This window comes from Maricaulis sp. ABE4_448, assembly GCF_056160825.1.
In genome coordinates, this window is the sequence record NZ_JBSWXX010000001.1 from 76,349 (window position 1) to 97,189 (window position 20,841).

The following is a 20,841-nucleotide window of genomic DNA, read 5'->3' on the forward strand; positions in this document are numbered from 1 at the left end:
CCGAGTGCCTGTTCTCTCCTGCGCCGCAACAATAATCGCCTGATCCCCAACACGTTTCAGGACCGGAGAGGCCCGATGACCGATTTCCCCCCCGCCACGCGTATCGCCACGAACGGCATCACGCTTGCCGTTCACCTTGCCGGACCGGAGGACGGGCAGCCGCTCATCCTCGCCCATGGCTGGCCCGAACTCGCCTGGTCCTGGAAGAACCAGATCGGTGTGCTGGCCGAGGCCGGCTACCGGGTGATCGCACCCGATCTGCGGGGGTTTGGCGGGTCGGACTGTCCCGAAGACGCCGATGCCTACGATATCGACACGCTGGTGGGCGACCTGACCGGCCTGCTCGACGCGCTGGGCCATGAGACCGCCGTCTTCGCCGGCCATGACTGGGGCGGGATCATCGTCTGGCATGCCGCCATGCTGGCTCCGCAGCGGGTCGCCGGCGTCATCGGTGTCAACACGCCCCACCTGCCCCGCGGCGCCGAACCGCCGACGCACTATTTTCGCGAAGTCGGTGGAGAGGATCACTACATCCTGCGCTTTCAGGAGCCGCGCTATGCGGAAAGCCGGTTCGAAGGCCGCGAAGACGATTTCTTCGCTTTCATTTTTGGCGCTCCACCCTCAGGGCCGCTGGAAGAACACTTTCCCGCCATCACCCACATCCCCAAACAGTTCGAGGCGTTCAAGAGCAGACCTGAAGCCCGTATCGTCGTCAGTCCGGAAGACCGCGCCGTCTATGCCGATGCCTATCGCGCCACGGGCTTCACACCGGGCATCAATCTCTACCGGAATTTCGACGCCAACTGGCAGCGCATGGGCGGCGTCGACCACCGGCTTGGCATGCCCTGCCTGATGGTCTCGGCCGAAAAGGATTTCATGTTGCCGCCGAAGCTGGCCAGCTGGATGCCCGCCCTGTGCAAGGACGTGGAATTCCAGATCATCGAAGGCTGCGGCCACTGGACGATGTGGGAAGCTCCGGAACTGCTGAACGCCCACATGCTGGACTGGCTGCAACGGCGTTTTCCGGCTGAGGGCTAATTGGCTTAAGGCTCCAATTTCTATGCCCGCAGGCCATCGCGGCGGCCTGTCATCAAAATTTGATGCGTAAGACCTCCCCTTTGTGTAAGATTGAAGTTGGTGATTCTCCGCCGACGGGTGCGGTATCGCCGACCAGAAAGCTAGTTAGTAGATAGACAGATAGAAAAGAAGTGAGAGCCGAATGAAAAACAACCGACTTCGAGGCTGCTCTTTGCAATAAATTTGCATGGGTTTAGCCTCCAAAATACGGAGGCGACTTGTGAAAGTTGCTATTGGAAAAGACTTCGATGCGAATATCGAAGTTACAGAGTTTTACACCACTCGAGCATGGCTTGTTCGGGGATCGTTCATTACTGCTGCCCTCGCTTTGCTTGGGTCGGGTGCTTACGGGCTGTTGGCATCAGATTGGTCTGCCGTGTTCCGGGTTTGGAATATTTCTGGACCGGTAATGACCTTCCTGATGGGCCAATACTTCTCGACAGGAAAGCGTCAGCTGGAATAGGTGCAAGTTGGGTACTCGCGTCCAGATGGATTTGTCAGATCGTTCCTACGACCGCCTCAAGCGGCTGAAGGAAATTTCTGACTCTTCTTCGTATTCCGAGGTAATGCGGGACGCCTTGCGGCTCTACGAGTACTTGCTCAGTGCGCATGCCGACGGCTCATCCTTCATCATCAAAAACGGGGATGACGCCAAGAAGGTCGATATATTCTTACCCATATAGCCAATTGTTGGCGCGTCAGAACTGATCGACGAGAATGGTGCGGCCGTCCGGGTCTTTCAGCACGAAATGCGCCGGGCCCTCATCGCCGGACGTGCCGGTTTCCGGCTCGACACCCTTGTCCTTCAGCGCCTTTTCCAGCGCGCGGGCATCGGACGGGTTGAAGGTGAGCAGATCCTCTTCGAACATGCCTTGGAACAGGCCGATCTTGGCCTCGCCGCTCTTCAGGATCAGCCAGTTCTGCTCGACATCGCCGTCAAGCTTTTCAAACCCCAGCGCCTCGTAGAAGGCCAGCGATTTGCGGATATCCTTCACCGCCAGCGAAACCGAGAAATGTCCCAGATACATGCGCGTCTCCTGCCGTCTCCGGGTCACAGGCTAGCGGCAGAGTTCCAGGAAGTCTCGGAGAAACGGTAATTTATCCTTCCCCTTGATGGGGAAGGGGGACCGCGCCGAAGGCGTGGTGGATGGGGTGGCGGCGAGGTATCGGCAAACGCACGCAGAACAACGGACCACCGGGGTTCACCCCTTCCGGCCCAGCGCTACGCGCTGGCCCACCTTCCCCATCAAGGGGAAGGATGGTTCACAAACACCCGTAGACCGCCTCGATGATGCGCGTGGGGCGGGGGTCACCGGCGAGATAGTGCTGCTGGCGGTTCATCACATAGGCGCCGGTCAGGCGCCGGACCGGATCGGCGAAGGCACAGGACCCGCCCCAGCCGGAATGGCCCACGGCCTCCGGCGTCGGGCCGTAGAATTGCGTGCGGGTATTGCGCATCACGCCGGCCGCCCAGGACAGATCGAAAGGCAGCACCTTGTCGGGCCCGGCAACGCGCTCCTTCACCAGCGCCTCCAGTGTCGCCGCCGACAGGAAGCGCTTGTTGTCCAGCTTGCCGTCGAGCGCATAGACGCCCATCAGGCGTGCCAGGGCAGACGCGGTCGCATGGGCGTTGGCGGCGGGAAACTCCGCCTTGCGCCATTCCGTGGCGCCGCGGCGGCCAGGCGAGGACCAGGCCTTCAGGAAGGCCAGTTCGCGCGGCCGCGTCCGCTCGCCCAGATCGGGCACCTGGCGGGGCATGGCGTGCTCGGCCGTGCGGGCGTGCTCGCTTTCGGGCAGGCCGACATGGAAGTCGATCCCGGCCGGCCCGCAGATATCCTCGCGCAGGATGGCGCCGATCGACCGGCCGTCGGTACGGCGCGCCAAGGCATCGGCGATGAAGCCGAAGGTGACCGGGTGATAGCCCGAGCCGGTGCCCAGCTCCCACAGCGGCGCCTGGCGGGCCAGGCGATCCTCGATCTTGGCAGCATCGAACCAGTCGCCCGCATCCATCTCCTCGGCGATGCCCGACAGGCCGGCCTGGTGCGACAGCGCCTCGGCCACCGTGACCCGCGACTTCCCGCCCGCGGCGAATTCCGGCCAGTAGTCGGCCACCGGCAAATCGTACTGCAGGAGACCGCGATCGACGAGTTTGGCCATGACCAGCGCGGCAACCGCCTTTCCAGTTGAATAGACCGGCACCAGCGTGTCGGCCTGCCAGTCCCGCGATTTCTTGCGGTCGGCCCAGCCGGCATGGATGTCGACGACCGTCTCGCCATCAATGCGCAGGGCGAAACCGGCGCCGATCTCGTCCTGATCGGACCAGTTGGCGAGAAACGCGTCGCGGACGGGCTCGAAACCCGGCGCAACATGGCCGTGGACGGCGGGGAGTGTGTCGGTGGTCATGACGATCTGGCTAACCCGTTCCGGGGCACCCGAGCAAGGGCGATACTGAGGCGTCGCCGCCGTGCCTAGATCGCTTCGGCCTCATAGCGCACCAGGGGCTGGCGCAGCACATCCGCCGCGGCGACAATCGGCAGTTCCGGCGCCTTCCATTCATGCGCCCGCATCACGACGGAGACCGTGGCCGCCACGGCGTGTTCGAGCGCGGCTTTCGGTTCCGCTCCATTGACGATGGCGCCGACAAACGCCGCCGTCAGAACGTCGCCCGTGCCTTTCGGCGCATCGGGGATGCGTTCATGCGTGACCAGCCACGCCTCGCCATCGTCGACATACATCACGCCGATCTCGCCATGCCGCGGCAGGGAGGTGACAATCGCCGGACAGTCGAGCGCGCGCGCCGCGCGCACCATCGAAGCCAGATCGGTCAGCTGGCGCCCGGTGATATGGCCGAGCTCGAAAGCGTTCGGCGTCACCAGGTCGGCGCGGCTGACCAGCTGGTCCTTGATGCCGGCGGCGATGGCGGGCGGCACATAGAGCCCGCCCGGCGCATCGCCCATGATCGGGTCGACGACGACGATCGGCTCCCGGGCAAAGGCTCGGACACCGCGATTGACCCGCGATCCCTTGCGCACGACATCAATCACCGCGGCCGTATCGAAGATCTGGCCGACATCGGCGAAGTAGCCGGTCAGAACGACATCGGTGATGTCGAGCAGGCCCTGGTCGGAAATGCCGGACAGCACGCCCTGGAACATGTCCTGTTCCACCGGCCCGCCGCCGGGCGGTCCCCATCCGGGCTGGCGGCCATAAAGCACGGTCGGCACGAGCATGGTGTCGATGCCGGCCGCGTTGAGCACGCGCTCGGACACGCCGCCGCCCACGCGGGAGGCCGCCACGAGACTGGAAAGGATCAGCGCCATCGGCATGGTAAGTATGCTATATCCGATTTTCCCAAGAGCTGAAGCCCCATCCGGACCCTGTATGCGCCGACTGATCCGCTCCGCCCTCTTCGTTCCCGCCTCCAAGCCCCGCGCCATCGAGAAGGCCGCCCATGTCGGCGCCGACCTCCTGATCCTGGACCTGGAAGACGCTGTGGGTCCGGACGAAAAGGACGAAGCCCGCGCCCGGGTCGGGGAAGCACTCGACAGCTGGTCGGCCTCCGGCGCAATCCGCGCGGTGCGGGTCAACGCGGCCGATACAGCCTGGAATGCCGCCGACATGCGCGAAGCGGCCCGGGCCGACACCATCGTTCTGCCCAAGGTCAGCCAGGTGGGTGATCTGCACGCCGCACGCAGCGCGTTAAACACGCATGGGACCTCCATCCCGATCTGGGCCATGGTCGAGACGCCGCTGGGTGTGATGAATCTCAACGGCATTGCCGGCGCGACGGGGACCGGGCTGGCCGGCCTGATCGCGGGCACCAATGACCTCGCCAAGGACCTGCGCTGCACGGCCGGGCATGACCGCCTGGCGCTGGTGCCGCACCTGGCCGCCATTGTGTGCGCCGCGCGGGCCCGCGGGCTTTACGCGCTGGACGGCGTCTACAACCAGTTCCGCGACCCGAAGGGCTTCCGCGCCGAAGCTGAACAGGGCCGCACGCTGGGTTTTGACGGAAAGACACTGATCCATCCCGGCCAGGTGGACCTTGCACATCTGTATTTCGGCCCCACCTCTGCAGAGCTGGAACGGGCCGCCCGCATTGTTGCCGCCTTCGCCGATCCCGAGAACGCCGGAAAGGGCGTGATCTCGCTCGATGGTGACATGGTGGAACGCCTGCATCTGGACGCCGCCCGGGCCCTGCTGTCGGCCGCTGGCGACAATGACGCATGAGCCTGCCGTAGACGGCAAATGCAGATGAAGACTTGATGTCGAGTGGCAAGACCGGCTTTCATCACTCGACTTGAGGGAAGAAAAATGAGCGATTCGACGACCATCTGGCATAATCCGCGCTGTTCGAAGTCCCGTCAGACGCTGGCCTTGCTCGAGGCGCGCGGCGGCGATCTCACCGTTCGCAATTACATGGAGGACGCGCCCAGCGTCTCCGAGCTCAAGACCGTGCTGAAACAGCTCGGCTATACCTCGGCGCACGAATGGCTGCGCAAGAACGAGGCGGTCTATCGCGAACTCGGCCTGAAAGCCGTCGAGGACGAGGAAGCCGTTCTCAAGGCAATGTCCCAGAACCCCAAGCTGATCGAGCGGCCCGTCGTGATCCATGACGGCAAGGCCATGATCGGCCGGCCGCCGGAACAGGTGCTGGAGCTGTTCTAGGACCGCTGGCGCGGCTTACCCGCCCACGAATTTCGCGATCCGGGCGCCCAGCTTCATCAGCTTGATCAGCGTGCCCTGGGGCAGGGATTTCACCTGGCCGTACCAGCCGGTGAGATTGGTGACGAGTTCCTCCATCCGGCGCAGGCGTTCAGCGGCCAGCGCCGGCGTGTTGCCGTCGGCTTCGGCGGCATCGGCGCATTCCTGCAGGATCTGAATGGTGGGATCGATCTCGCGCTGCTTGCGGGCCTCGGCGATGGCCATGAGCATGTCCCAGGGTTCGTGCGTGGCGGTGAAGCGGTCACGCCGGTCGCCGAGCACCTGTTCGCGATTGACCAGACCGAGCGCCTGCAGCTCCTTGAGCGAGTTGGAGACATTCGACCGCGCGATCTTCAGCGTGTCGACGATTTCCTCGGCATCGAGCGGCTCGTCGGCCAGGTAGAGCAGAGCATGGATCTGCGCGATCGAACGGTTGACGCCCCAGCGGGCACCCATCTCGCCCCAGTGAAGGACGAAACGCTGCATCGGTGCGGACAGGTACATCGGCCGCCTTTCCTTGGTTTCTGCATAGAGAGAAACATGATGCGGCCGGGCCCGGCAATGTGGCGCGCTGACGCGTCCACGGGGTGAAGAATTAACTATGACCGGCTTCGCCGTTTCCTTTTCGGTTACCCGATATATGTTTCAATAGCAGATCGGCTCCCTGATATCCGTTGTTCATCGAGGGCAAGAGAACAATGAGAATAGCAATCGTCGATGATGATCGCGATGAGCATGTGCTCTTGACCGAGATTGGTGAACTGAACGCTCATGGCCGTTCGGTCGATGCATTTCTGCGATTCAAAGATTTCTTGAAAGCCGGTCCGAAACACTACGATCACGTCTTTCTTGATCGCTGCCTTCCGCCCGAGCGCGATTATGCGGACAATCTGGAACAGCTCGAGGCTGCCGGCTTTCAGGGCCACGTGATCCTGATCACCGCCAGCAAGCGGCCGACAGTTCTGCGGCGCTACGGCTTCAAGGTGTCCGGGCCGTTCGACAAGCTGGATCTGCTCGAGCCGGAAGCCTTGCAGGCCAGTCTCAGCCCGCTTTGACGAGGCTGTCGCGGATCGCCTCGCCGAGCTCAACCGCCTCATCCGCCCTTGCCGAGCCCTTGCGCCAGGCCACGCCGATCTCGCGGCCGGCAACGGGCGGATCAAAGGGCAGGACGGCGAGGCCCATCTGGTCGACCAAGCCGGCATCAACAGCCATACGCGGCAAAAGGGTGGCGCCCAGGCCTGACTTCACCATCTGCACCAGCGTGTGCAGGCTCGTCGCCGCAAAGTCCGAACGCGCCAGACCGGTGGAACAGACCGACAGCGCATGATCGCGCAGGCAGTGCCCGTCTTCCAGCAACAACAGGGGTTCGTCGGCCAGGTCCGACGGGGACAGCTTGCCCGCACCCGCGAGGCGATGGTCGGGCGGGCAGGCGAACAGGAATTCATCCGACCAGATCGCCTTGGTCTCGATCATCGGCGCTGAATAGGGCAAGGCGACAAGCGCGGCATCAAGGCGCCGGTCGCGCAGGGCGTCGAACAGCCGGTCGGTCAAGTCTTCGCGCAGGAAGACTTCCAGCCTGGGAAACGACCGCCTCAGCGCGGGCAGAACGCGCGGCAGCAGAAAAGGGGCAATCGTCGGAATAACACCCAGCTTGAACGGCCCGGTCAGCGGTTCTCCGGCGGCCTGGGCGGCAATCACCAGATCCTCAGCCTCGGCCATCACCCGGCGGGCCCGCTCCAGCACCACCTCGCCGGCCGGCGTGAGCGCCGCGCCGCGGGCGCCACGCTCGACCAGCACGGTGCCCAGGATCGTCTCCAATTCCTTGATTGCAGCAGACAAGGTCGGCTGGGTGACGAACACCGCCTCGGCTGCACGAGAGAAACTTCCGTGCTCTGCAAGGGCGATCAGGAATTGCAACTGACGAAGTGTGGGGAGCTGGGACATGGTATTGATAATAGCTATGGCTTGCCCAGAAACAATCCATTGGATTTGTCTGTTGCACTGCGTCACAAGGCCCTCATCACAAACGTCGGCACAAGCCGGCCGCACTCAATGGAGAGACCTATGCTGGGTATTGGCGACAAGCTTCCCGATTTCGAAGTCACCGGTGTGAAGCCGGGCTTCAACAACCACGAAGAAAACGGTGAATCGGCGTTCGAGCCGATCACCCAGGACAGTTTCTCCGGCAAGTGGAAGGTCATTGTCTTCTACCCGAAGGACTTCACCTTCGTGTGCCCGACCGAGATCGTTGCCTTCAACAATCTCAAGGACGAGTTCGAAGACCGTGACGCCGTCGTGCTGACCGGTTCGACCGACAATGAATTCTGCAAGCTGGCCTGGCGCCGCGAGCATCCCGATCTGGACAAGCTGGGTCACTGGCAGTTTGCCGACACGACCGGTTCCCTGGTCGACAGCCTCGGCATCCGCTCCCCGGAAGGCGTGGCCTATCGCTACACCTACATCGTCGACGATGAAGGCACGATCCAGCACGTCTACGCCACCAACCTGAATGTCGGCCGCAACCCGGAAGACACGCTGCGCGTCCTCGACGCCCTGCAAACGGACGAGCTGTGCCCGTGCAACCGCTCCGTCGGTGGCGATACCCTCTAAGACCCCCGGCTGACGGCGCGCCCTTGCGCCGTCGGTTGCCCCGGTGCCGGCTCCTTCGTGTGACCTGCCGGCCCGGGGCCCCCTTGTCCCCCTGAACACCAAGCGATTGCGGCCCGTCCGGCCGCGCGTGGTTTCCCCTGAAGGAGAACCCGATGAGCCTCGATGCGCTGAAAAATGACCTGCCCGACTACGCCAAGGACCTGAAGCTGAACCTGTCCTCGCTGGCGCGTGAAACCGATCTGGACGACCAGAAGAAGTGGGGTACTTTCCTCGCCTCTGCCCACGCCGTCGGCGAACCGAAGACGCTGGCCGCCCTGTCGGCGGCAGCGGAAGAGGTGCTGAGCCCGGAAGCCGTGGCCGCGGCCAAGTCCGCTTCGGCGATCATGGGCATGAACAATGTCTATTACCGCTTCCTGCACCTGTCCAAGAACAAGGAATACGGTTCGCTTCCGGCCAAGCTGCGCATGAATGTCATCGCCAATCCCGGCGTCGACAAGGGCGATTTCGAGCTGTGGTCGCTGGCCGTGTCGGCGATCAATGGCTGCGGCCTGTGCATCGACAGCCATGAAGCCGAGCTGCGTAAGCACGGCCTGACTGCCGCCCAGATCCAGACCGCCGTCCGGATCGCCGCGACCGTGAATGCGGTGGCGCATGTCATCGCCGCCGAAAACTGATTTTTGACGATATCGTGAAATTCCGATGCGTCTGAAGAACCCGGCATACCCGGTTGTTTTTCCGTAGAGATACGGGCGCGCAAGGGCCGGATTGCGCGCCCGTATAAGTTCCGTATAATGAGTGTATGTCAATGATCGACCATACGCTCGATCCGCTACCCAAGCGGGCCCATCGCACCGATAGCGGTGAACACGATGGCCGGATGTGGTTTTCTAGGGAGACCATGTCCCGGGCGTCGCATTATGCCGACGTGTCCTGGTTGCGGATTGCCCTGCCGGCGCTGGCCTCGCTGAGCCTGGTCGCAGCCGGCGCGCTGACCGCTGCCGGCCTGCCGAGCGCGCTGTGCCTGCTGGCCGGTCTGGCCGGTTCGGCCCTTACCCTGCCGGCCGCGCTTCTCAAAGCCACCTACGCGCCCCGCTCCCGCTAGCGTGCACTGCAGTCGCATTGCGGCAGCAAGATTGACGCTTTTCGCTCACCCACTAGTGTGCGGGGTCTGTTTGCGCGGCGTGGAGACCGCGTTCAGGGGGAGATAGGCCATGCGCTGGTGGTTCAAGATCAAACTGTGGCAACGCGTGCTCGCGGCGCTGGTTCTGGGGGTTGTGACCGGCCTCGTCATGTCCGGCACGATGGGCCAAGAGGCCGCCACCGCCTGGATCGAGACCTGGCTGCGCCCGGTCGGCGATCTCTTCATTCGCCTGATCCGGATGCTGATCGTGCCGCTGATCTTCACGACGCTGGTCGCCGGCATTCTTGCGATGGGGAAGCCCGCCAAGCTCGGCTCGCTCGGTCTCAAAACATTCGCGCTGTATATCGGGACAACCTTTTTCGCGAACGTCATTGGCCTGACTTTCGGCGCGTTGTTTCGCCCCGGTGAAGGGGTTGATTTCGTTGGGGTGGAAGCCGTTCCGGTTTCTACCGATCCCGGCATTGATCGTATTGAGCAAATCCTGTCGATAGTGCCAGAGAACCCCATCGCCGCACTCGTTGATGGCGATGTGCTGGCCATCATCTTCTTTTCGCTATTGTTCGGTGTCGGCGTTCTGGCCGTCGGCAAGGCCGGCAAGCCGGTGGCGGACCTGTTCAACGCGGCCTCCGACGTGGTGCTGAAAATCACCCACTATGTGATGGAAGTCGCGCCCTTCGGCGTCTTCGCCCTCGTCGCCTACACGGCGGCCAGCCAGGGCCTCGAGGCGCTGCAGGCCATCCTGACCCTGATCGTGGCCGTCTATCTGGGCCTGATCGTTCATGCCGTCATCACCTATGGCGTCCTGATCCGCGTGATCCTCAACCTGCCCGTCGTGCGCTTTTTCCGCGGCATGACCGACCCGATTGCCGTCGGCTACTCTACCGCCTCTTCGTCGGCGACCCTGCCGGTGACCATCGCGGCGGCTTCAGACAATCTGGGCGTCAAGAAGTCGGTCGCCGGCTCGGTCCTGCCGCTGGGCGCGACGATCAATATGGACGGCACCGCGCTCTATCTGGGCATTCTGGCGCTCTTCACGGCCCAGGCTTTCGGTTACGACCTGACCTTCATGAACTACGTCATGATCGCCTTCACGGCGGCCATCGTGTCGATCGGCGCTGCGGGCATCCCCTCGGCCTCGCTCTTCCTGCTGGCGATCGTGCTGGAAACCTTCGGCGTCACGCCGGAGCACACGGCGATCATTGTCGGCTTCATCCTGCCGGTCGACCGGATCATGGACATGGCGCGCACCGCCGTGAACGTGACCGGTGACGCCGCCGTCGCCACGGCCGTGGCCAAATGGGAAGGCGAGCTGGACGAGGAACGCTTCCGCGACCCGGCCGTCATCTGACGAATGAACCGTTTGCGCTCTGGTTGGCACCTTGTGTGAAAGCCAGAGCGGAGACGGCCGGATGAAAATCGCTATCCATACTTTCGGCACACGCGGTGACGTGCAGCCCTATATCGCGCTCGGGCTGGAACTGCAGGGACGGGGGCATGACGTCACCCTCTCCGTACCGCGTGACTTCACGGCCTGGGTCGAGGGCTTCGGTCTGGCCGCCCGCGCCTTCGATATCGATATGGGGGCCTATCTGCGCGAGGCCGACGCGCTGGGCCTGACGCGCAATCCGCTAAATGCCTTCCGCTATCGCCGCCGCATGGTCGACCCGATGATCGAGGCGACACTGCAGGAAGGGATAGAGGGTGCACGCGGCGCCGACATGGTGGTCGCCCATCCCAAATGCCTGTTCTCCGCAACCGGCGCCGAAGCCGCCGGCGCCGGCTTCGTGATGACAGCGCCGCTGCCCGCCATCGCGCCGACGCATGCCTTTCCCATGCCCGGCACGTTCGCAAAGGACCATGGGCGCTTCTGGAACCGCCTGTCCTGGCGGCCGCTGGACTTTGCCATGGCACCCTTCCGCAAGCGGGTGAATGCCGCACGCGCCGGGCTGGGCCTTGCACCCGTCGGCAGCGCGATCCGGCATGACATTTTCGCCGGCCGGCCCTGCTTGCGCCTGATCGCCAACTCACCTCTCATCGTGCCCCGGCCGGACGACTGGGACGCGCACACGCATCTCACCGGCTACTGGATGCTTGAGGACCCGGCACCGCTGGACCCGGCCCTCGAAGACTTCCTCAGTGCAGGCCCGGCGCCGGTCTATGTCGGTTTCGGATCGATGGTGTCGGGCCGTGCGACAGAGCTGGCCAAGGCCGCCATCGAAGGCTTGCGGCGCGCAGGATTGCGCGGTGTCATCGCGCGCGGCTGGGCAGAGCTGCCAGCCTCACCCGGCCGGGACATACACGTCATCGACAGCGCGCCGCACGGCAAGCTCTTCCCGCGCTGCCGGACCATCGTCCATCATGGCGGCGCCGGCACGACAGCTGCCGCCCTGACCGCCGGGCGACCCGGCCTGATCGTTCCTTTCATGGTCGATCAGCCCTGGTGGGGAGAGCGCCTGCGCGAGCAGGGGCTGGGGCCTGCAGCCCTGAAGCCCGGCAAGTTCACAGCCCGGCGCTTTGCGCGGGCACTCGGCACGATCGAGACGAACGATGCCTGGCACGCCCGCTGCCGCACAATGGCCAGGGGGCTGGCCGCCGAGAACGGTGTGCATGCCGCAGCAAACCTGATCGAGCAGGCGCCGACGGATCATCCAGGCTGATGCGGTCCGGACGGGTGATCCACGCCGCGTTTGCGGACGTATCCTCCTTGTCCGTCGCGAACAGGAGAAGGAATCCCCCAAATGTCCCGCCTTTTCCTGCTCGCATTATCCCTGGTTCTGGCGGCCCTGATCGCCCTCGCTGTCAGAACCGGGGATTTTTCTGCCGCCGGCGACTGGCTCTTCTCGCGTCCCTGGGGCCGCGTGACCCTGGCCGACCTCTATATCGGCTTCATCCTGTCCGCGATCGTGATCGGCTTTTTCGAACGGCGCTGGTTACTGCGGATCGTCTGGATCGCGCCGGTCTTCGTGCTGGGCAATGTCTGGACGGCGATCTGGTTTGCCTGGCGTGCGCCGGAACTCTTCCGCCGTCTGGCGGCCTCTTGAAACCGGGCGGCCCCTTCCCCATCTCAGCGCCACCGGCCGGTTCCGCCGCAGTTCGATGCGAATTGTCGAAGTCTTAACGACGCCCTCAATGGAACCGATGCCGGAAAGGTTTCGTTAAACGATTCAACGCTGAAATCGCCCGTGTAGCGACACGGGAAGCGGTTTTACCGCCGCAAGTGGAGTGAAGACGATGAGCAAGGCTGACTACGGACTGGGAACAATTGCGAAATCCGCACTGATCTGGCTGACCGCCGGATTGGTCTTCGCATCCGTTTTCGGCGCCCTCCTGTCGGCCAGTGCAGACCGTCCGACCGTCAGCTTCCGCGAAGCCACGCCCCAGCCTGTCGTGTCGATCCACAACGCCAAGGCCGCCGGCTGATCGCGTTCGTCACAACTGCCCGCATCTGACCGCACAAGAATCAGGCGGGCTTCATTGCGCTTGCCTTTACAAGCACGACCGCACGCCCCATGTGTTATGTTATTACATTTTGGGGAAGACATGTCCGACCGTCAAATCCATCCCGCCTTCGAGGGCGACATGGCCACCAGCTATGACGCCCGCAATGAGCCCCTCAAACCCCTGCGCGACGCGCTGCAGCTGATCCTGGGCCAGCTCTTCCTGCGGGACCTGCCCGAGGAGGCGGACATTCTGTGCGTGGGCGCAGGAACCGGTCTGGAAATCGCGGCGCTGGCCGAGCTGGCACCGGGCTGGCGTTTCACCGCTCTCGACCCCTCCGCGGATATGCTGGCGATATGCCGGGAGCGGATGGAGGCCGCCGGCCTTTCCGGCCGCTGCCGGACCGTGACCGCCTATATCGACGAGCTGGACGACGGGATCGCGTATCACGCCGCGACCTCCATTCTCGCCTCCCATTTCATCACCGACCGGACCGGGCGGCAGGCCTATTTCTCCGGCATTGCCGCGCGCCTGCGCCCCGGCGCCTTGCTGGTCAATGCCGACCTGTGCGGTGACCGCGCCAGCCCGACCTTTGACGCGCTCGAGCAGGCCTGGCTGAGCATGCTCAGCGTGACCGGCATGAATGAGGACGGGCGGGAGCTTTACCGCGACATGCTCAAGAAGTCGGTTGGCCTCCTGGCACCGGACGATCTGGCCGGCCTCATCGCCTCGGCGGGCTTCACGCCGCCGGTGCGCGTCTATCAGGGCGGGCTGATCCACGGCCATTTCGCGCACCGCGCCTGATCGGCACGGACCCCAGGACGCTTGACTCTTCCCGCCCTGCCGCGTATTGCCCCGCCTTCATCACGCAAGCTCACACGCTTGTCTTACCGGCACATCCGTCCCACCTGACGGGGGAGGCCGGCGAGAACCCCGCTCGGCGAAGTCTTCGCTCAGCGGGGCTGCGACGCTTTGCGCGTGCGGCTGATCGCACGTTCGGGCGGCGGCCTTGCAGGATGAAACGGAATTGAGGACGAACGCATGTTCGACGCACTGACAGAACGACTTGGCGGCGTATTCGACAAGCTCACCGGCCGCGGTGTGCTGTCGGAGAAGGACGTCGACGCGGCGCTGCGCGAGATCCGCGTCGCCCTGCTCGAGGCCGACGTCGCCCTGCCGGTGGTCAAGGATGTCGTTGCGAAAATCCGCGAGCGCGCCGTCGGCGAAGACGTGATCCGCGCCGTCGCACCGGGCCAGCAGGTCGTCAAGATCGTCCATGATGCCCTGGTCGACCTTCTGGGCGGCGAAGGCGAACAGCCCGGCCTGATGGTCGAGGGCGAACCGCCGGTCGCGATCCTGATGGCGGGTCTGCAGGGCTCGGGCAAGACCACCACCTCCGCCAAGCTCGCCAAACGCCTGCAGGACGTCCACAAGAAGAAAGTCCTGCTCGCCTCGCTCGACACGCGCCGCCCGGCGGCCATGGAACAGCTGCAGCAGCTGGCCGGACAGGTCGGCGTCGGTTTCCTGCCGATCATGGCGAACCAGCGCGCCGTCGACATCGCCAAGCGGGCGATGAATGCCGGCAAGCTGCAGGGCTATGACGTCGTCATTCTCGATACCGCCGGCCGGACCTCGATCGACGAGGACATGATGGCCGAGGCGAAATCGATCGCCGACGTCACCCGCCCGCGCGAAACCCTGCTGGTCGCCGATGCGCTGACCGGCCAGGACGCGGTGGAGACCGCCAGACGCTTCCACGAACGCCTGCCGCTGACCGGCCTGGTGCTGACCCGGATGGATGGTGACGGCCGCGGCGGTGCGGCGCTTTCCATGCGCCATGTTACCGGCCTGCCGATCAAATTCCTCGGCGTCTCGGAAAAGCCGGACGGTCTGGACGCGTTCGACGCGAAACGCCTGGCCGGCCGCATTCTGGGCCGCGGCGATATCGTCTCGCTGGTCGAGAAGGCCGCCCAGGATGTCGACCAGGACAAGGCCGAACGCCTCGCCAAAAAGATGGCCAAGGGCAAGTTCGACCTCGACGATCTGCGCGAACAGTTCGGCCAGCTGAAGAAGATGGGCGGTCTGGGCGGCATCATGGGCATGCTGCCGGGCATGAACAAGGCCGCGAAATCGCAGATGGCAGCCGCCGGCATGGACGACAAGATGCTCTCCCGCCAGGAGGCGATCATCCTGTCGATGACGCCGCAGGAGCGGGCCAAGCCGGAAATCCTCAAGGCCTCGCGCAAGAAGCGCATCGCCGCCGGTTCCGGCGTCACCGTCGCCGACGTCAACAAGCTCATCAAGATGCACCGCCAGATGGCCGACATGATGAAGAAGGTCGGCAAGAAGGGCCGCGGCGGCCTCGCCGGCATGATGGGCGGAATGCCCGGTGGCATGGGTGGAATGCCGGGCGGCATGAACCCGGCCGATATGGGCCAGGCGACCCAGGATCTGCTGGGCGGCAAGGCGCCCGCAGGCGCACAATTGCCGGGCCTTGGCGGCTCCGGCTCGAGAAATTCAGGCCCGTCACTGCCCGGACTGGGCGGCGGCGGCCCCTTGGGACCCGACGGCCTGCCGCTCGGCCTCCCGAAGAAATAGTTCCCGTTTCAAAGCTTTAGACCCGAAGGAAATCGAACAATGGCTCTGAAAATCCGTCTCGCCCGTGGTGGCGCCAAGAAGCGTCCCTACTACCGCATCGTCATTGCCGACAGCCGCGCCCCGCGCGATGGCCGTTTCATCGAGAAGATCGGCTCCTACAATCCGATGCTGCCCAAGGATGGCGAGCGCGTGAAGATCGACATGGAAAAGGCCAAGGCCTGGATCGCCAAGGGCGCCAAGCCGACCGACCGCGTCGGCCGCTTCCTGAACCAGCTCGAGGCGGATGCCTGGGCCTGGGAACACGGCAATAACCCGAAGAAGGGCGAGCCGGGCGAGAAGGCCAAGGAGCGCGAAGCCGAGCGCCTTGAGAAAGAAGAAGCCAAGAAGGCTGCCGAAGAAGAAGCCAAGGCTGCTGCCGAAGCCCCGGCTGAAGAGCCGGCTGCTGAAGCCGAGGAAGCTCCGGCCGAAGAAGAAAAGTCCGAATAGGACTTTTCCGGCCCGCCGACGACACCCCTCCTCCCCCTTGATGGGGGAGGGGGACCACGGCACAGCCGTGGTGGAGGGGGTGGGAGAGAGGTGTTGGCGAGTTTGCCCGCACCGGGGTTCACCCCTTCCGACCCGCGGCTCCGCCGCGGCCCACCTTCCCCATCAAGGGGAAGGATGGTTTGAGCCGGACCCAAAACCATGACCCAGACCGCCGACGACCTTGTCTTCATCGCCGCCATTGCCGGTGCGCATGGTGTGAAGGGCGAATGCAAGGTGAAGAGTTTTGCCGGCGAGCCGGACGCCGCCTTTTCCTACGGCGCGTTCCGCGATGCCGATGGTGCGGTCCTGCTGACGCCCAAGAGCTGGCGCGCGGTGAAGGAAGGTTTCATCGTCCGCTTTGCTGAAAACCTGACCCGCGACCAGGCCCAGGCCCTCAAGGGCACGCGGCTTCACATCCCCCGTGCGGCCCTGCCGGCGCTGGAGGATGATGAATTCTATCATGCCGACCTGATCGGCCTGAAGGTGCAGGCACTGGACGGCAGCGCCATGGGCACGCTGCGGGCGATCCATGATTTCGGATCGGGCGACCTGCTGGAAATTACCGGCACACCGGGCCGCAACGGCGCCTGGATGCTGCCCTTCACCCGCGACTTCGTGCCCCATATCTCGATCGCCGACGGCGTGATCACCATCGACCCGCCCGAAGAGGTCGGCTCGAAGGCCGAGGAAGAGGCGGGGGAGTAGCGGCGCGAGGCCTACGGCCCGCAGCGCCATTCGCCTTCGACCACCATGCGGGCGCCATCATCGCCGAGATAGACCAGACGCGCCGGCATGGGCGGGGATTCCTCGCCATTGGTGTCCGGCTCGCCCGTCACGATCACATCCACCGTCAGGCCGCCCCCCGCCAGGGTCTCGCCGTCGAGCAGCGCATTGAAGCCGCCCGGCGTCTGGCTGCGCACCGGTTCGATGCGGCCATCGACCTTGATCACGCCTTCGGAAAACGCCTCGTCCATCACATTCGCCCGCACCAGCATCACCGGCTGGCGGCTGTCATCGATATCGAAGGCACAGGCCAGCTCGCCCGGCAGATCCGTGCCGCGGATATCATCCGCGGTGAGCGTGCCGATCTCGACCGATGGCGCGGCGTCCCCGGCCGTGCCAGGCCCGGTCGCCCCTTCAGAACAGCCCGCCAGCGCAAGGGCGCTGACAAGGCCCAGCCCCAGAAGGCGGCAAGCCGTGGCGTGTGTACGGAACAGGGGGATCATGTCAGCATCTCCGGATCAGGTTTCACCCCGATCAACGGCCCCGCCGCCGCTTTGTTCCCGGACACACACCCATCGGGCTGCTAATCCCCTCCCCATTCCCCCCCATCCCTGCTAAACCCGCGCGCCATGACTGATGCGCCCGCCCCTTCCCTGCCGTGGACTGCAACGGCCCTGACCCTGTTTCCGGAGGCGTTTCCCGGACCGCTTGGCGTGTCGCTGATCGGCGCAGCTGCGAATCGTGGGTTGTGGGCGCTGGAAACTGTGGACATCCGGGATTTTTCCCGTCATAAGCACCGCTCCGTGGACGACACCCCGGCCGGCGGAGGCGCTGGTATGGTGCTCAGGCCGGATGTAGCCGCGGAGGCGATTGATACGGTGCAGTCTCGCTGGCAAGGCGGGAAACGGCCGTTGATCTATTTGACGCCGCGAGGACGACCGCTCTCTCAATCCCGGGTCCGGGAATGGGCGGCCGGTTCTGGCGTTGTCGTATTCTGCGGCCGGTTCGAAGGGCTCGATCAACGGGTCATCGACAGTCGCGGGATGGAAGAGGTCAGTGTCGGCGATGCCGTTCTGGCCGGTGGCGAAGGCCCTGCCCAGGTTCTCATCGAGGCCTGTGTGAGACTTCTCCCCGGCGTGCTCGGTGATCCGGCCTCGGCCGAAGATGAGAGTTTCGAGGGCGATCTCCTCGAATATCCTCACTATACGCGTCCGCGCGTGTTCGAGGATGAAGAGATCCCCGAAGTCCTGCTCTCGGGGCACCATGGCCGGATAGAGGCCTGGCGCCGGGAACAGGCGGAAGAGATTACGAAGGCGCGGCGCCCCGACCTCTGGGCGAGGTACGTGGCGCGCAAGGAGAATGCACGATGAACATGATCGAGCAGCTTGAAAAAGAAGAAGCCGCCCGCGTTCTGGGCGAGAAGACCATCCCGGATTTCAGCGCCGGCGACACGCTGCGCGTCCATGTTCGCATCAAGGAAGGCGACCGTGAGCGGATCCAGGTGTTCGAAGGCGTCTGCATCGCCCGCAATGGCGGCGGCCTGAACGAGAGCTACACCGTCCGCAAGATTTCCTTCGGTGAAGGTGTCGAGCGCGTTTTCCCGGTCTACTCGCCGAATGTCGAGCTGATCGAGATCAAGCGGAAGGGCAAGGTCCGCCGCGCGAAGCTGTATTACCTGCGCGACCGTCGCGGCAAGTCGGCCCGTATCGCCGAACGCGTCACCGGCCGCGGCATCGAGAAGCGCGAAGCCAAGAAATAGGCTTCCGCCCTCGCGCGATTTCAAAGACCCCGCCGGGAAACCGGCGGGGTTTTTTGGTTTGCGTTTGTCGGCGAAAGCGTGGCTCCCCCCTCTGCCCGGCCCTCTCCCCAGGGAGAGGAGTTCCGGCGGAGCGCGGCAGCAGGAAAACCCCTTCTCCCCGGGGGAGAAGGTGCCCGAAGGGCGGATGAGGGGGAAAGCCCGGTGCCTCCGGAACACCCGCCCCCTTCACCTCCCCCGCCAATCCCGCTTAACTCGGCCCCATGACAGGCTCGCTCGTCATTCTCACCGGCGCCGGGATCTCGGCGGAGTCGGGGCTGGGCACGTTCCGCGATACGGACGGGCTGTGGGCGAAGTTTGACTGGCAGGCGCTGGCCACGCCGGAAGCCTTCGCGGCCGAGCCTTTCAAAGTGCATGAATTCTACAATGCCCGCCGCGCCAATCTGGCCGACGCCTCACCCAATGCGGCGCACGCGGCCCTGGCCCGGCTGGAACGCGACTGGCTGGCGCGCGGCGGCGATTTTCTGCTGGTCACCCAGAATGTCGACGATCTGCACGAGCAGGCCGGCTCGCAGCGCCTCATTCACATGCATGGCGAGCTGAAGAAGATGCGCTGCGAGGCCTGCCACACGGTCACCGCGGCCTTCGACGCGATCGGCACGGACACGCCTTGTCCGCGCTGCCAGCAGCCCGGCTTCCTGCGGCCGCATGTCGTGTGGTTCGGCGAGATCCCGCTGGAGATGGATCTGATCTTCCAGGCGCTGGAGGCCTGCACCCATTTCGTCGCGATCGGCACGTCCGGCACGGTTTATCCCGCCGCCGGCTTCTCCGAGATCGCCCGCCGCGCGGGGGCGCATCTCACCGAGATCAACCTGGCGGAAACCGACACCTCGCCCGTCTTCGACAGCCACATCACCGGCCCGGCCAGCGCCGCCGTACCCGCCTGGGCGGAAGCGTTTCTGGCGCAGGGGTGAGGCACATTCATCCTCGCCCTTGATGGGCGAGGGGGACCGCTGCGAAGCAGCGGTGGAGTGGGTGGGGGCGAGGTGCCTGAACTGACAAGCACCGGGATTCACCCCTTCCGTCCGGCTGTGCCGGACACCTTCCCCGTCAAGGGGAAGGATGGCAGCGCAGACTAGCCCTCATCCTCGATGCGGTGCATGTCCTCGTCGGAGAGGCCGAAATGATGGCCGATCTCGTGCACCAGGACGTGGGCGACCAGCTCGCCAAGCGGGATGTCGCCGCGCTCGGCCCATTCATCCAGGATCGGACGGCGGAACAGGAAGACCCGGTCCGGTTCCGGTGAAGGGTCGATCACCGATTTGCGGGCCAGATCGACGCCGATATAGACGCCGGTCAGTTCGAACGCATCCTCCATGCCGAGCGCGTTGAGGGTTTCACCATCGGCAAAGTCGGCGACGAAGATCTCCACCCGGCCGCACATCTTGCGGAAACCGTCGGGCAGGCCGTCCCAGGCCCGGCCGGCAAGGGCTTCGAAATCTTCCAGGGAGGGCGGCAAAAGGTCTTGGGGCAGTGGCTGGGTCATGGCCCCCGTATACCGGCCGCGGCGGGCGCTGTCAGTCCGTTTCCGCGGCAGGCTTGCGCCGCGAACAAATATGGAACATGCTTTGCGCCATGGACCTGTCCGACGTTGCCTCCGCCGCCAATCCGGATATCGACGACGCCCAGGCGCTGATGCGCGGGGCGGCGCGCCTGCTCTGGCAGATGGGCTATAGCGCGATCCCGGAATTCATCCTGCCCGACGGCCGCCGCGCCGATCTCGCCGCGCTCGGCCGCAAGGGTGAGATCACCATTGTCGAGGTCAAGTCCGGCATTGCCGACTTCCGCGCCGACAACAAGTGGGAGAATTACGCCGGCTATTGCGAGCGGCTCTACTTCGCCGTCTCCCGGCGCTTCCCGCACGACCTCATCCCGGACCATGCCGGCCTGATCATCGCCGACGGGTTCGGCGGGGCAGTGGTGCGCGAAAGCCCGGTCCTCGCCCTCGCCCCGGCCCGCCGCAAGGCCCTCACCCTGCGCTTCGCCCGCGCCGCCGCCGACCGGCTGATGCGGGTGGAGGAGTAAGAGCTTACTTTCCGGCCTATCCCACCTGTCATTCCGGCAGAATGGCCCGCGCAGGCGGGCCGAAGGGCCGGAACCTATACGCTCGCTTTTGACCGGAAGCAGGCTCGACATACGCGACAGCCCAGCCAGCACCGGGATTATGGGTCCCGGACTTGCGCCCGGCCTTCGCCGGGCATCCATCCGG

The 20,841-nt window shown here is 64.7% G+C and carries 27 protein-coding genes; 20 read left to right on the forward strand and 7 right to left on the reverse strand.

What is annotated here, in order from left to right; genetic code table 11:
* The first annotated feature begins 75 nt into the window (after nucleotides 1-75).
* The gene (locus tag ACXAJV_RS00390; RefSeq protein WP_475080647.1) at nucleotides 76-1,038 is read left to right on the forward strand and encodes an alpha/beta fold hydrolase; all 963 of its coding nucleotides are present in this window, start codon (nucleotides 76-78) and stop codon (nucleotides 1,036-1,038) included.
* Nucleotides 1,039-1,297: 259 nt separating this feature from the next.
* On the forward strand, nucleotides 1,298-1,540 hold the full coding sequence (locus ACXAJV_RS00395; RefSeq protein WP_475080650.1) for a hypothetical protein: 243 nt from the start codon (nucleotides 1,298-1,300) through the stop codon (nucleotides 1,538-1,540).
* A gap of 235 nt (nucleotides 1,541-1,775) precedes the next feature.
* On the opposite strand, the gene ACXAJV_RS00400 is transcribed toward ACXAJV_RS00395, so the two are convergent.
* From ACXAJV_RS00400 to ACXAJV_RS00410, 3 genes are all read right to left on the reverse strand, one after another.
* Nucleotides 1,776-2,105, reverse strand: coding sequence for a VOC family protein (locus tag ACXAJV_RS00400; RefSeq protein ID WP_475080652.1), 330 nt, complete (start codon nucleotides 2,103-2,105; stop codon nucleotides 1,776-1,778).
* Between the two features lie 235 nt (nucleotides 2,106-2,340).
* Nucleotides 2,341-3,480: a serine hydrolase domain-containing protein gene (locus ACXAJV_RS00405; protein WP_475080654.1), complete on the reverse strand. Its 1,140-nt coding sequence runs from the start codon at nucleotides 3,478-3,480 to the stop codon at nucleotides 2,341-2,343.
* Between the two features lie 65 nt (nucleotides 3,481-3,545).
* Nucleotides 3,546-4,403 (reverse strand): PfkB family carbohydrate kinase, encoded by an 858-nt coding sequence (locus tag ACXAJV_RS00410; RefSeq protein ID WP_475080657.1) that lies wholly within the window; start codon nucleotides 4,401-4,403, stop codon nucleotides 3,546-3,548.
* A 55-nt stretch (nucleotides 4,404-4,458) separates the two neighbouring features.
* Between ACXAJV_RS00410 and ACXAJV_RS00415 the strand changes: the two genes are divergently transcribed.
* Both ACXAJV_RS00415 and arsC read left to right on the forward strand, forming a co-directional pair.
* Nucleotides 4,459-5,307 carry an HpcH/HpaI aldolase/citrate lyase family protein gene (locus ACXAJV_RS00415; protein ID WP_475080659.1) on the forward strand — a complete coding sequence of 283 codons (849 nt, stop codon included), beginning with the start codon at nucleotides 4,459-4,461 and terminating at the stop codon, nucleotides 5,305-5,307.
* Nucleotides 5,308-5,391: 84 nt separating this feature from the next.
* Nucleotides 5,392-5,745 (forward strand): arsenate reductase (glutaredoxin), encoded by a 354-nt coding sequence (arsC, locus tag ACXAJV_RS00420; RefSeq protein WP_475080662.1) that lies wholly within the window; start codon nucleotides 5,392-5,394, stop codon nucleotides 5,743-5,745.
* A gap of 15 nt (nucleotides 5,746-5,760) precedes the next feature.
* Here the strand turns inward: arsC and ACXAJV_RS00425 are convergent, their stop codons facing one another.
* Nucleotides 5,761-6,285 (reverse strand): GbsR/MarR family transcriptional regulator, encoded by a 525-nt coding sequence (locus ACXAJV_RS00425; protein ID WP_475080665.1) that lies wholly within the window; start codon nucleotides 6,283-6,285, stop codon nucleotides 5,761-5,763.
* Nucleotides 6,286-6,455: 170 nt separating this feature from the next.
* Here ACXAJV_RS00425 and ACXAJV_RS00430 point away from each other — a divergent pair, with 170 nt between their 5' ends.
* Nucleotides 6,456-6,836, forward strand: a complete 381-nt coding sequence (locus tag ACXAJV_RS00430; protein ID WP_475080668.1) for a hypothetical protein — start codon at nucleotides 6,456-6,458, stop codon at nucleotides 6,834-6,836.
* On the opposite strand, the gene ACXAJV_RS00435 is transcribed toward ACXAJV_RS00430, so the two are convergent.
* Nucleotides 6,823-7,725: a hydrogen peroxide-inducible genes activator gene (locus ACXAJV_RS00435; RefSeq protein WP_475080670.1), complete on the reverse strand. Its 903-nt coding sequence runs from the start codon at nucleotides 7,723-7,725 to the stop codon at nucleotides 6,823-6,825. The two genes, ACXAJV_RS00430 and ACXAJV_RS00435, sit on opposite strands and share 14 nt — an antisense overlap.
* A gap of 120 nt (nucleotides 7,726-7,845) precedes the next feature.
* Here ACXAJV_RS00435 and ACXAJV_RS00440 point away from each other — a divergent pair, with 120 nt between their 5' ends.
* From ACXAJV_RS00440 to rimM, 11 genes are all read left to right on the forward strand, one after another.
* Nucleotides 7,846-8,391 carry a peroxiredoxin gene (locus ACXAJV_RS00440; RefSeq protein WP_475080672.1) on the forward strand — a complete coding sequence of 182 codons (546 nt, stop codon included), beginning with the start codon at nucleotides 7,846-7,848 and terminating at the stop codon, nucleotides 8,389-8,391.
* Between the two features lie 152 nt (nucleotides 8,392-8,543).
* Complete coding sequence (gene ahpD, locus ACXAJV_RS00445) at nucleotides 8,544-9,065, forward strand: alkylhydroperoxidase, AhpD family (RefSeq protein ID WP_475080675.1); 522 nt, start codon at nucleotides 8,544-8,546, stop codon at nucleotides 9,063-9,065.
* 131 nt (nucleotides 9,066-9,196) lie between these two features.
* On the forward strand, nucleotides 9,197-9,493 hold the full coding sequence (locus ACXAJV_RS00450; RefSeq protein ID WP_475080678.1) for a hypothetical protein: 297 nt from the start codon (nucleotides 9,197-9,199) through the stop codon (nucleotides 9,491-9,493).
* A gap of 109 nt (nucleotides 9,494-9,602) precedes the next feature.
* Nucleotides 9,603-10,880, forward strand: a complete 1,278-nt coding sequence (locus ACXAJV_RS00455) for a dicarboxylate/amino acid:cation symporter (protein WP_475080680.1) — start codon at nucleotides 9,603-9,605, stop codon at nucleotides 10,878-10,880.
* Between the two features lie 61 nt (nucleotides 10,881-10,941).
* Nucleotides 10,942-12,189: a glycosyltransferase gene (locus tag ACXAJV_RS00460; protein ID WP_475080683.1), complete on the forward strand. Its 1,248-nt coding sequence runs from the start codon at nucleotides 10,942-10,944 to the stop codon at nucleotides 12,187-12,189.
* 81 nt (nucleotides 12,190-12,270) lie between these two features.
* Nucleotides 12,271-12,573: a hypothetical protein gene (locus ACXAJV_RS00465; RefSeq protein WP_475080685.1), complete on the forward strand. Its 303-nt coding sequence runs from the start codon at nucleotides 12,271-12,273 to the stop codon at nucleotides 12,571-12,573.
* A gap of 190 nt (nucleotides 12,574-12,763) precedes the next feature.
* Nucleotides 12,764-12,952, forward strand: a complete 189-nt coding sequence (locus ACXAJV_RS00470) for a hypothetical protein (protein ID WP_475080687.1) — start codon at nucleotides 12,764-12,766, stop codon at nucleotides 12,950-12,952.
* A 120-nt stretch (nucleotides 12,953-13,072) separates the two neighbouring features.
* Nucleotides 13,073-13,774, forward strand: coding sequence for a class I SAM-dependent methyltransferase (locus ACXAJV_RS00475; protein ID WP_475080688.1), 702 nt, complete (start codon nucleotides 13,073-13,075; stop codon nucleotides 13,772-13,774).
* 237 nt (nucleotides 13,775-14,011) lie between these two features.
* Nucleotides 14,012-15,568, forward strand: coding sequence for a signal recognition particle protein (ffh, locus tag ACXAJV_RS00480; protein ID WP_475080690.1), 1,557 nt, complete (start codon nucleotides 14,012-14,014; stop codon nucleotides 15,566-15,568).
* A 39-nt stretch (nucleotides 15,569-15,607) separates the two neighbouring features.
* A complete protein-coding gene (gene rpsP / locus ACXAJV_RS00485) occupies nucleotides 15,608-16,054 on the forward strand; it encodes a 30S ribosomal protein S16 (protein WP_475080692.1) in 447 nt (148 codons plus the stop codon).
* 198 nt (nucleotides 16,055-16,252) lie between these two features.
* The gene (rimM, locus tag ACXAJV_RS00490) at nucleotides 16,253-16,798 is read left to right on the forward strand and encodes a ribosome maturation factor RimM (RefSeq protein ID WP_475080695.1); all 546 of its coding nucleotides are present in this window, start codon (nucleotides 16,253-16,255) and stop codon (nucleotides 16,796-16,798) included.
* 11 nt (nucleotides 16,799-16,809) lie between these two features.
* On the opposite strand, the gene ACXAJV_RS00495 is transcribed toward rimM, so the two are convergent.
* Nucleotides 16,810-17,319: a hypothetical protein gene (locus ACXAJV_RS00495; RefSeq protein ID WP_475080698.1), complete on the reverse strand. Its 510-nt coding sequence runs from the start codon at nucleotides 17,317-17,319 to the stop codon at nucleotides 16,810-16,812.
* 126 nt (nucleotides 17,320-17,445) lie between these two features.
* Between ACXAJV_RS00495 and trmD the strand changes: the two genes are divergently transcribed.
* From trmD to ACXAJV_RS00510, 3 genes are all read left to right on the forward strand, one after another.
* Nucleotides 17,446-18,186: a tRNA (guanosine(37)-N1)-methyltransferase TrmD gene (gene trmD / locus ACXAJV_RS00500; RefSeq protein WP_348509545.1), complete on the forward strand. Its 741-nt coding sequence runs from the start codon at nucleotides 17,446-17,448 to the stop codon at nucleotides 18,184-18,186.
* Nucleotides 18,183-18,575, forward strand: coding sequence for a 50S ribosomal protein L19 (gene rplS, locus ACXAJV_RS00505; protein WP_291882159.1), 393 nt, complete (start codon nucleotides 18,183-18,185; stop codon nucleotides 18,573-18,575). Before trmD ends, rplS begins: the two co-directional genes overlap by 4 nt.
* 260 nt (nucleotides 18,576-18,835) lie before the next feature.
* On the forward strand, nucleotides 18,836-19,546 hold the full coding sequence (locus ACXAJV_RS00510) for an NAD-dependent deacylase (protein ID WP_475080703.1): 711 nt from the start codon (nucleotides 18,836-18,838) through the stop codon (nucleotides 19,544-19,546).
* Nucleotides 19,547-19,707: 161 nt separating this feature from the next.
* Here the strand turns inward: ACXAJV_RS00510 and ACXAJV_RS00515 are convergent, their stop codons facing one another.
* Entirely contained in the window at nucleotides 19,708-20,118 is a 411-nt protein-coding gene (locus tag ACXAJV_RS00515) for a metallopeptidase family protein (protein ID WP_475080704.1), read from the reverse strand.
* An 89-nt stretch (nucleotides 20,119-20,207) separates the two neighbouring features.
* Between ACXAJV_RS00515 and mmcB the strand changes: the two genes are divergently transcribed.
* Nucleotides 20,208-20,657, forward strand: a complete 450-nt coding sequence (gene mmcB, locus ACXAJV_RS00520) for a DNA repair putative endonuclease MmcB (RefSeq protein WP_475080707.1) — start codon at nucleotides 20,208-20,210, stop codon at nucleotides 20,655-20,657.
* Nucleotides 20,658-20,841 lie beyond the last annotated feature (184 nt).